The organism is Candidatus Methylomirabilota bacterium (assembly GCA_035764725.1).
Classification (GTDB): Bacteria; Methylomirabilota; Methylomirabilia; order Rokubacteriales; family CSP1-6; genus DASRWT01.
In genome coordinates this window covers 1-9,268 of record DASTYT010000116.1, presented here as the reverse complement: position 1 = coordinate 9,268, position 9,268 = coordinate 1, and the positions used below count along the sequence as shown (strand labels likewise).

Sequence of the window (9,268 nt, the reverse complement as noted above, 5' to 3'; positions counted from 1 at the left end):
CCGCGCGCCCCCGCGGCGCCCCGCCGTGGTTTGACGGGTCGCGCGGGCGTGTGGGATCATGAGGCCTCGCCATGAAGGTCCATTTCACCACCCTCGGCTGCCCCAAGAATCAGGTCGACTCCGAGCTGATGCTGGGCATGCTCACCGCCGCCGGCCACGAGATCACCGACCACGCGGAGGCCGCCGAGTGCCTCGTCGTCAACACGTGCGCCTTCATCGACCGCGCGCGCGAGGAGTCGGTGAACACGATCCTCGAGCTGGCCCAGCTCAAGGAGCGCGGCCGCGCGCGCGCCCTCGTGGTCACCGGCTGCCTCACCCAGCGCTACGGCGCCGACATCCTCACCGAGATCCCCGAGGTGAACGCGATCCTCGGCACCTCCGAGCTCTCGCGCATCGTGGAGGTCGTCAATCAGGCCGACGGGCGGCAGAACTGGGTGACCTCCGCGCCCCCCGGCTATCTCTACGACGCGGCCACGCCCCGCCTCCTCACCGGGCGCGTGCCCTACGCGTACGTGAAGATCGCCGAGGGCTGCGACATGGGTTGCACGTTCTGCGCGATTCCGCAGTTCCGCGGCAAGCACCGGAGCCGCCCGCTACGCGACGTCGTCGCCGAGGTGGAAGGGCTCGCCGCGCGCGGGATCCAGGAGGCCATTCTCGTCTCGCAGGACACGCTCGCGTACGGGCGCGACCTTCCGGGTAACGGCGACATCGCCGATCTCCTCCTCGCGCTGTCGGACACGACGATGCCGTGGATCCGCCCGATGTACCTCCACCCCGCGCACGTCAACGACCGGCTGATCGCCCGCTGGGCGCGCGCCCGCGTCGTGCCCTACCTCGACATGCCGGTGCAGCACGGCGACGACGGTGTGCTCCGCGCAATGCGGCGGGCGGTGACGGCGCGGCGGATGAAGGACATCGTGGCCCAGTTCCGCGAGGCGATCCCCGGGCTCACCGTGCGCACCACGGTGCTCGTGGGCTTCCCCGGCGAGACCGAGGCGGCGTTCGACAATCTCCTCGCGTTCATCGAGGACGTCGCGTTCGACCGCCTGGGCGTCTTCACGTACTCGACCGAAGAGGGCACGCCGGCGGCGAGCATGGCGGATGTGGTGCCCGCCGAGGTGATGACCGAGCGCGCCGCCCTCGTCGAGGAGACGCAGGACCGGCTGGCGTGGCCGCGGCAGAAGGCGCTCTACGGCACGCGGCAGACGGTACTCGTGGACGGACCCAGCGCCGACCGCGCGTTCCCCTTCGAGGGGCGGCTCGCCGGTCAGGCGCCCGAGATCGACGGCGTGGTGCTCCTTCGCGATCGGCGGCTCGCGCCGGGACGGTTCGCCGAGGTCCGCATCGTCGAAGTGGACGGCTACGAGCTGGTCGGAGAGTAGCGGCAGCACGCCGCGTCTATCCGCGGTGGATCGCGTCGCCTTCGCGATCGCGACCTGGGGCGGTGTCGGCTACGCTCCCGTCGCCTCCGGCACGGTGGCCAGTGCCGTGGCCCTCGTGCTCCTCTGGCTCATCCCCTTCACGATGCCCGGGCTCGCCTGGACGGTGGCGGCGGTGACGGCGGCGGGGCTCTGGGCGGGAGGGCGCGTCGAGCGCGTGCTCGGCCAGAAGGATCCCGGCATCATCGTGGTGGACGAGATCGCGGGCATGGGGCTGGCCGTGCTCCTGCTGCCGCGGACGATCCCGGTCCTCCTCGTGGCCTTCTCCCTCTTCCGGCTCTTCGACGTCTGGAAGCCCTTCCCCGCGCGCGAGAGCCAGGCCTTCACCGGCGGTCTCGGCGTGATGATCGACGACCTCATCGCGGGCGTCTACGCCCTCATCCTCGTGATGGGCGCGCGCGCCCTCTTCGGGGTGCCCGCGTGATCGCGTGGATCATCACCGTCGGCATGGCCGAGGGCGGCGACGCCCGGGGGTCCGCGGGGCGCGCGGTGGCGCGCGCGCTCTCCGCGGAGGGAGTCATCGTCTACTCGCTGGCGATGGTGGACGAGGACGAGGCGGCGCTGGAGTCGGTGCTGGCGCCCGCGCTGGACCAGCCCGGCCTCGTGGTGATGCTGGCCCCGCCCGGTGGCTCGGAGGGCGACGTGGCCCGGCGTGTGCTGGCGCGCCTGGCCGGGGTGCGCCTCGTGCTCAGCGAGCGCATGCTCCGCTTCCTCGAGGAGGATCATGCCCGGCGGGGCCGTGCGCTGCCCCGCCGGCTCGAGCGTCTCGCGCTGCTTCCGCAGGGCGCGCAGATCTGGCTGACTGCCGGCGAGAGCCTCCCGAGCGCGGCGGGCTGGGTGCTGGAGGCGCGGAGCGCGCTGGTGGCGGTGCTGCCGCTGGACGGGCCCGATCTGGCGGGCCTCGTGGACCAGCACCTGCGCCCGGCCGTGCGCGAGCGGGTGGCCTCGGGCGGCGTGGCCCTCACGCGCGTGCTCCGCACCGCGGGCCTTCCTCCCGCGGACGCCGAGGAGCGCCTGGGCGCCTGGCTCGGGAAGGAAGCACCCGTGACGGTATCCTGCGCGGTGGTGGACGGTGAGGTGTGGGTGCGCCTCCTGGCTCGGGCGCCGATCCGGGCGCTCGCGGAGGCCGCGCTGACGGAGGCCGAGCCCGCGGTGCGGGCCGCCCTCGGCGCGGATTGCTACGGCGCGGACGGCCAGTCGCTGGAGGAGGCGGTGGGCGGGCTGCTGCGCGAGCGCGGCCTCGCCGTGTCCACCGCCGAGTCCTGCACGGGCGGCCTCGTCGCGCACCGGCTCACCAACATCCCCGGCTCCTCGCGCTACGTCGAGCGAGGCGTGGTCGTGTACTCGAACGAGGCGAAGGAAGAGCTGCTCGGCGTGCCGCGCGAGCTCCTGAAGATTCACGGCGCGGTGAGCGCGCCGGTGGCGGACGCGATGGTGCGCGGCGTGTGCCGCGTGGGTCACACCGCCTGCGGCGTGGCGATCACCGGGATCGCGGGTCCGGACGGCGGGAGCGCCGAGAAGCCGGTGGGCACCGTGTTCATCGCGGTGGCGAGCCCGGGGGGCGTGGAGGTGCGGCGTTTCCTCTTTCCGGGGGGGCGGGTCGCGGTGAAGTGGCAATCCGCCCAGGCCGCTCTCGATATGCTCCGCCGCGCGCTGCTCTCCGCCTGACGCGGCGTCGATGCCGCGTGCCTTCATCGCGCTGCTCCTGACCGAGGACGCGCGCACGGCCGTCGCCGCCGAGGTGGACCGCCTGCGCCCGCTGGGGCGGGCGGTGGCGTGGGTGCCGCCGGCCAACCTCCACCTCACGCTCTACTTCCTGGGCAATCAGCACGACGCGCGGCTCGAGGACGCGCTCGGGGCCATCGGGGAGGCCGCGGCGGCCAGCGCGCCCTTCGAGGTCGGGCTCCACGGGCTCGGGGCGTTCCCGGGCCTCGAGCGGCCCCGCATCTTCTGGGTGGGGGTGGCGGAGGGGGCGCTGGCTGCCCGGGCGCTTCAGGCCCGGCTGGTGGCGGGGCTCGTGGCGCGGGGCTTTCCCCCGGAGAGCCGGCCCTGGCACCCCCACCTCACCATCGGGCGGGTCGCGGACGAGCGCCGCTGGCGCCGGGACGACCCGGCGGCCCTCCGGCAGGCGGTGGCGCGGGTGGGGAGCGTTGCGGTCGCTCGTCTCCCGATCACCGCGCTCTCGTTGATGAAAAGCGATCTCCACCCCACCGGCGCGCGGTACACGGAGCTCGCGAGCCGCCCCCTTGGGTGCCGCCCATGTTGATCCAAGTGCGTGCGGTTGCTATGCTCGACTATCAATGAGGTCCGCATGAGCCAGAAGGCGTCCGCGACGGCCGCGGAGCCCACCCCCCCGACCCCCCGCCCGCGCGGCATGCGGCTGCCCCTCAAGGTCAAGCTGAGCCTCGTCATCATCGCCCTGGTCTTCCTCACCGTCAGCCTCGTCAGCGCCTTCCTCATTCGCCAGGAGCAGCTGACGCTGACCGCGGAGATGACCAAGCGTGGCCTCACCATCGCCGAGAATCTCTCCGCGGGGGCGAAGAGCTCGCTCCTCGCCTCGGACGAGCTGACACTCAACGTGCTCGTGAAGGACGCGATGAAGGATCCCGACGTGGCCTACGTGGCCATCGCGGACGAGAACGGCACCGTGCTCGCGCACTCCGACGTGGGTGAGATCGGCAAGCCGATCACGCGGCCCGCCGGGCTCGAGCAGCTCGGCAGCGAGCCTCTCGTCCGCATGTACAAGACCAACAAGGGCGAGGTGATCGACTTCGCGATGCCGCTGGTCTTCAGCGACACGCCGGTCGGCGCCCTCTACCTCGGCTTCTCCAAGCAGACGATCACCAACGCGCTCGCGCACGCCTTCTGGCGCGCCGTCGTCATCACCGGCGCCATGGTCGTCGTGGGCGTGCTCGGGGCCATCGGCCTCTCGAACCTCCTGTCGCGGCCCATCTTCCGCCTCGTGCGCGGGACGCGCGCCATCGCCGAGGGCGACTTCAACGTCGCGCTGCCGGTGACCTCCCGCGACGAGCTCGGCACGCTCACCGAGTCCTTCAACCAGATGGCCCGGAGCCTCCGCGAGAAGGAGATGATCAAGCACGCCTTCACGCGCTACGTCGCCCGCGAGGTGGTGGAGGAGATACTCAAGGACCCCGAGCATCTCGTGCTCACCGGCGAGCGGCGCGAGGCCACCGTGCTCTTCTGCGACATCCGCGGGTTCACCCCGCTGTCGGAGCGGATGTCGCCGGAAGACGTGGTGCTCCTCCTCAACGAGTTCTACGCGCTGATGATCGAGACCGTCTTCAAGCACGACGGGACGCTCGACAAGTTCCTCGGTGACGCGGTGATGGCGGTGTTCGGCGCGCCCATCGCGCACCCCGACCACGCGGTGCGCGCGGTACGCACGGCCATCGCCATGCAGGAGGGGATCACCGCCCTCAACGAGGCGCGCGCCAAGGAAGGCAAGGAGCGCATCCAGGTGGGCATCGGCGTCAGCGTGGGCGAGGTCGTGGCGGGCACGGTGGGCTCGGGTGAGCGCATGGAGTACACCGTCATCGGCGACAGCGTGAACCTCGCCTCGCGGCTCGAGTCCAACGCCAAGCCCGGCCGCATCCTCATCAGCGAGCGCACCTACGACAAGGTGCGGAACCTCGTCGAGGTCGTGCCGCTGGGGCCCATCAAGGTGAAGGGCAAGGAGGAGCAGGTGGAGGTCTTCGAGCTGGTCGGGCACCGGGGGCGCGCGTGAGTCGAAGCACTCCGGCGGCCACCGCCGCCCGACGACTGCTGGTGGGTGCCCTGGCCCTCCTCGCCGCCGCCTGCGCCACCGCGGAGCCCGAGCGCGCCGCCGAGCCCGGGGCCCCGCCCCGTCCCGCCCGCGGGGCGCCGGCCGCCCGCGTCGAGCCCCTGCCGGACGCTTTCCGCTCGGACGAGTTCATCGTCACGTTCGCGCGCCCCGGTGACACCCCGGCCACGCTTGCCGAGCGCTATCTCGGCGATCCGGCCAAAGCCTGGATGATCGTCGACTACATGGGCCGCGACAGCTTCGCGCCGGGCGACCAGGTCGTCATCCCGGCGCGCCCGTGGAACCCGGCCGGCGTCGAGACGAACGGGTATCAGCTCGTGCCGATCCTCTGCTACCACAACCTCGATCGGCAGGCGAAGGGGCGGCTGGTCCTCGCCGCGTCGTCCTTCGACGAGCAGATGCGGTACCTCAAGAAGGAGGGGTACCACGTCATCAGCCTGAAGGAGTTCGTCGAGTTCATGAGCTTCAAGCGTCAGCTCCCGCGCAAGTCCGTGGTGCTGACCTTCGACGACGGCTACCGCGCCTTCAAGGACTACGCCTATCCGGTGCTGAAGGAGCTGGGCTTCAGCGCGACGCTGTTCGTCTACACCGACTACGTCGGAGCGGGGCGCAACGCATTCTCCTGGGAGGACCTCAAGGCCCTGGCCGCCGAGGGCTTCGACATCGAGGCCCACTCGAAGACCCACGGCGACCTGCGCAAGGCGCCCAACGAGAGCCACGAGCAATTCGCGCGCCGCATGCAGGCGGAGCTCGAGCAGCCGCTCGCCCTGTTCCAGCAGCGTCTGGGGGCCCGGCCCGCGTACCTCGCGTACCCCTACGGCCGTCAGGACGACGACGTGGTGAAGAAGACCAAGGAGTACGGCTACATCGCGGCCTTCACGGTGCGCCGCCAGGGTAGTCCCGCCTTCGTCTCGCCGCTGCGGGGGCACCGGAGCCAGATCTACTCGGAGATGACGCTCGAGGACTTCATCAAGAACCTCAACGTCTTCGCCACCGAGGAGGTCAAGTGAGGCGGCTCGCCTGGCTGGCCGCGCTGGGGCTTCTCGTGGGCGGCTGCGCGACCGGGGCCACAACGCCGGACGGTCAGACGGGAGCCTCGGCGCCCACCCAATCCGCGGCCGGTGCGGCGCGGCCAGCGGCGGCGCCCACGCCCCGCCAGGAGCTGGCCGCCAAGGCGCGCGCCGAGGCCGAGCGCCTCGAGCGCGAGGGCGAGCTCCGCCGCGCGCTCGACCAGTGGAAGATCGCGCTCCTCATCGACAAGAACGACCAGGCGGCGCGGGACGGGCAGACCAGGCTCGAGGGCCGCATCGAGCAGGGCGTGACCCAGCGGATCAACGAGGGCCGGGCGGCGCTACAGCGCGGCTCGCACGTGGAGGCCCGGCGCCGCTTCCTGGCCGCGCTCGCCATGGACCCGTTCAACAAGACGGCCTTCGACGCGCTCCAGAACGACGTGCGGGAGGTCGAGTTCGTCACCCACACCGTGCGGGCGGGCGACACCCTCGCCAGCCTCGCCCAGCGCTACTACGGCGACCGGTCGCGCTCCGAGGTGATCTGGGAGACGAACCAGCTCCCGCCGAACCCGCGCCTCGCCGTGGGCACAACGCTCAAGATTCCCGAGATCCCGGGGGTGCCGTTCGCCCGCGCGGAGCCGCGGCGCGACCCGCTGCCACCGGTGGCCGGCCTGCCGCCGTCGGGCGGCGGCATCACGCCGCCGCCCGCGCCCGGCAGCCCGCCCAGCCGGTCGGAGTCCGTGCGCGAGGAGCCGGCGCCGCCCGAGGTCAACCCGCTGCTGGCCGACGCCCGCGAAGCGCTGGACCGCAACGAGTACACGGTCGCGTTGGCGGGGCTGGACCGCCTGCTCTCGAGCACGCCGTCGGACCGCGAGGGCCAGGACCTCCGCAAGGTGGCGCTCTACCGCTACGGCAAGTCCCAGTACGACCAGAAGCAGTACGACGAGTCCTATCGCACGCTGACCCAGCTGGCCCGGGCGCAGCCCAACTACGAGGACTCCGCCAAGCTCCTGCAGCAGGCGCGCACCCACGCCATCGACAGGCACTACAGCGAGGGCATCAAGCTCTACCGCGACGAGAAGCTCAAGGAAGCCATCCGCGAGTGGCAGGTCGTGCTGGAGTTGGACCCCAGCCACGCCAACGCCAAGAAGAACATCGAGCAGGCGGAGCGGCTGCTGAAGGGGCTTGAGCAGCGCAAGAAGAAGTAGCGGACGGCCCTCCGGCCGCCCGGCCGCCCCCCTTCCGGGCCCCGACGCGGGGTCCGTCCCCCCAGGAATTTCGCGCGTATCCCAACTTGGACATTGACCGCAGCGGGATTCCGATCGAAAGTGGGCGACGGAGCGCGCCGTTCGTTGACTTTAGAGGGATCGGCCTTCTAAAATTATCGTAATTGCGCGTGGAATCGAGACTTTGCGCATTGCCCACTCCAGGGTAAGGCGTGCAAGCATTTCGAGGAGACTCACCCATGGCTGAAGTGAAGAGTGATCGCCGCCAAGCCCTCGAGCTGGCCCTGGCCTCCATCGACCGGCAGTTCGGGAAGGGCGCGATCATGCGCCTGGGTCAGGGCGGCGCCCTCGACGAGATCGCCGTCATTCCCACCGGCGCGCTCTCGCTCGACGTGGCGCTCGGCATCGGCGGCATCCCGCGCGGCCGCATCACCGAGATCTACGGGCCGGAGTCCTCGGGCAAGACCACGCTCGCGCTCCATGTCATCGCCGAGGCGCAGCAGGCGGGCGGCACCGCCGCCTTCATCGACGCCGAGCACGCGCTCGATCCCATCTACGCCAAGAAGCTCGGGGTCAACACCGACGAGCTGCTCATCTCCCAGCCCGATACCGGCGAGCAGGCGCTCGAGATTGCCGAGACCCTCGTCCGCTCCAACGCCGTCGACGTCATCGTGATCGACTCCGTCGCGGCGCTGGTGCCGCGCGCCGAGCTCGACGGCGACATGGGTGACTCGCTGCCCGGCCTCCAGGCACGCCTGATGTCGCAGGCGCTCCGCAAGCTCACCGCGGCGATCTCCCGCTCCGGCGGCAGCGTGATCTTCATCAACCAGATCCGCGAGAAGATCGGCGTCATGTTCGGGTCCCCGGAGACCACCACCGGCGGCCGCGCGCTCAAGTTCTATTCCTCGATCCGCCTCGACATCCGCCGCCAGGACGCCATCAAGAACGGCACGGAGTCCGTCGGTGTGCGTACCAAGGTGAAGGTCGTCAAGAACAAGCTGTCGCCGCCGTTCCGCGAGGCGGAGTTCGACATGATCTACGGCGAGGGCGTGTCCAAGGAGGGCACCGTGCTCGACGCCGCCGTCGAGCAGAACCTCGTGGAAAAGTCCGGCACCTGGTACACGTTCAAGAACGAGCGCATCGGGCAGGGCCGCGAGAATGCCAAGCGGTACCTCAAGGAGAACCCCAAGGTGCTGGCCGACATGGAGGCGAAGGTCCGCAGCGCGCTGGGGCTCAAGCCCGCCGCCGCGCCCATGCCTCCCGACAAGGGCGACAAGCCCGAGAAGGCCGGCCGCTAGGAGGGACGATGGAACTCGACGAGCTGCTCACGCAGGCGGTCAAGCGACAGGCCTCGGACCTTCACCTCAAGGCGGACGCGCATCCGGTGCTCCGGATCCACGGCCATCTCGAAGTCCAGGACGACCTCCCCAAGGTCACGCGGGAGTTCATGCGTCGCAACGCCATGCGGCTGCTCGGCGAGGATCGCTACAACGACCTAATGGACGGCACCGAGAAGGACCTCGGCTATCAGGTCGATGGCCTAGGCCGCTTCCGCGTGAACCTCTTTCTCTCGCAGGGTGAGGTGCGGGGCGTGATGCGGCACATCCCGGGGAAGATCCCGATCTTCGAGGAGCTGCATCTCCCCAAGGTGCTCGAGCGGCTGGCCATGGAGCGGCGCGGGATGGTCCTCGTCACCGGGATCACGGGCTCGGGCAAGTCCACCACGCTGGCCGCCATGATCGACTACATGAACCGGGGGCGGAACGACCACATCGTCACTATCGAGGATCC

General features: G+C 70.9%; 9 protein-coding genes. All 9 read left to right on the top strand.

Going from position 1 to position 9,268, the window contains the following annotated elements:
• The first annotated feature begins 71 nt into the window (after nucleotides 1-71).
• Nucleotides 72-1,382 carry a 30S ribosomal protein S12 methylthiotransferase RimO gene (rimO, locus tag VFX14_19025; protein HEU5191786.1) on the top strand — a complete coding sequence of 437 codons (1,311 nt, stop codon included), beginning with the start codon at nucleotides 72-74 and terminating at the stop codon, nucleotides 1,380-1,382.
• A gap of 25 nt (nucleotides 1,383-1,407) precedes the next feature.
• Nucleotides 1,408-1,863, top strand: a complete 456-nt coding sequence (locus VFX14_19020; protein ID HEU5191785.1) for a phosphatidylglycerophosphatase A — start codon at nucleotides 1,408-1,410, stop codon at nucleotides 1,861-1,863.
• The gene (locus tag VFX14_19015; GenBank protein HEU5191784.1) at nucleotides 1,860-3,107 is read left to right on the top strand and encodes a nicotinamide-nucleotide amidohydrolase family protein; all 1,248 of its coding nucleotides are present in this window, start codon (nucleotides 1,860-1,862) and stop codon (nucleotides 3,105-3,107) included. The genes VFX14_19020 and VFX14_19015 overlap by 4 nt, the downstream gene beginning before the upstream one ends.
• Before the next feature lie 10 nt (nucleotides 3,108-3,117).
• Nucleotides 3,118-3,705: an RNA 2',3'-cyclic phosphodiesterase gene (gene thpR, locus VFX14_19010; protein ID HEU5191783.1), complete on the top strand. Its 588-nt coding sequence runs from the start codon at nucleotides 3,118-3,120 to the stop codon at nucleotides 3,703-3,705.
• A gap of 45 nt (nucleotides 3,706-3,750) precedes the next feature.
• Nucleotides 3,751-5,184 carry an adenylate/guanylate cyclase domain-containing protein gene (locus VFX14_19005; GenBank protein HEU5191782.1) on the top strand — a complete coding sequence of 478 codons (1,434 nt, stop codon included), beginning with the start codon at nucleotides 3,751-3,753 and terminating at the stop codon, nucleotides 5,182-5,184.
• Nucleotides 5,181-6,251, top strand: coding sequence for a polysaccharide deacetylase family protein (locus VFX14_19000; GenBank protein HEU5191781.1), 1,071 nt, complete (start codon nucleotides 5,181-5,183; stop codon nucleotides 6,249-6,251). Before VFX14_19005 ends, VFX14_19000 begins: the two co-directional genes overlap by 4 nt.
• The gene (locus VFX14_18995) at nucleotides 6,248-7,459 is read left to right on the top strand and encodes a LysM peptidoglycan-binding domain-containing protein (GenBank protein HEU5191780.1); all 1,212 of its coding nucleotides are present in this window, start codon (nucleotides 6,248-6,250) and stop codon (nucleotides 7,457-7,459) included. Before VFX14_19000 ends, VFX14_18995 begins: the two co-directional genes overlap by 4 nt.
• Before the next feature lie 257 nt (nucleotides 7,460-7,716).
• Nucleotides 7,717-8,775, top strand: a complete 1,059-nt coding sequence (gene recA / locus VFX14_18990; GenBank protein ID HEU5191779.1) for a recombinase RecA — start codon at nucleotides 7,717-7,719, stop codon at nucleotides 8,773-8,775.
• An 8-nt stretch (nucleotides 8,776-8,783) separates the two neighbouring features.
• A partial coding sequence (locus VFX14_18985) for an ATPase, T2SS/T4P/T4SS family (GenBank protein ID HEU5191778.1) occupies nucleotides 8,784-9,268 on the top strand: 485 nt, incomplete at its 3' end.

Bases quoted from the DNA above. Each gene is read 5' to 3' on its own strand.
- rimO (HEU5191786.1), top strand. From the start codon at position 72: ATGAAGGTCCATTTCACCACCCTCGGCTGCCCCAAGAATCAGGTCGAC.
- thpR (HEU5191783.1), top strand. From the start codon at position 3,118: ATGCCGCGTGCCTTCATCGCGCTGCTCCTGACCGAGGACGCGCGCACG.
- VFX14_19005 (HEU5191782.1), top strand. From the start codon at position 3,751: ATGAGCCAGAAGGCGTCCGCGACGGCCGCGGAGCCCACCCCCCCGACC.
- recA (HEU5191779.1), top strand. From the start codon at position 7,717: ATGGCTGAAGTGAAGAGTGATCGCCGCCAAGCCCTCGAGCTGGCCCTG.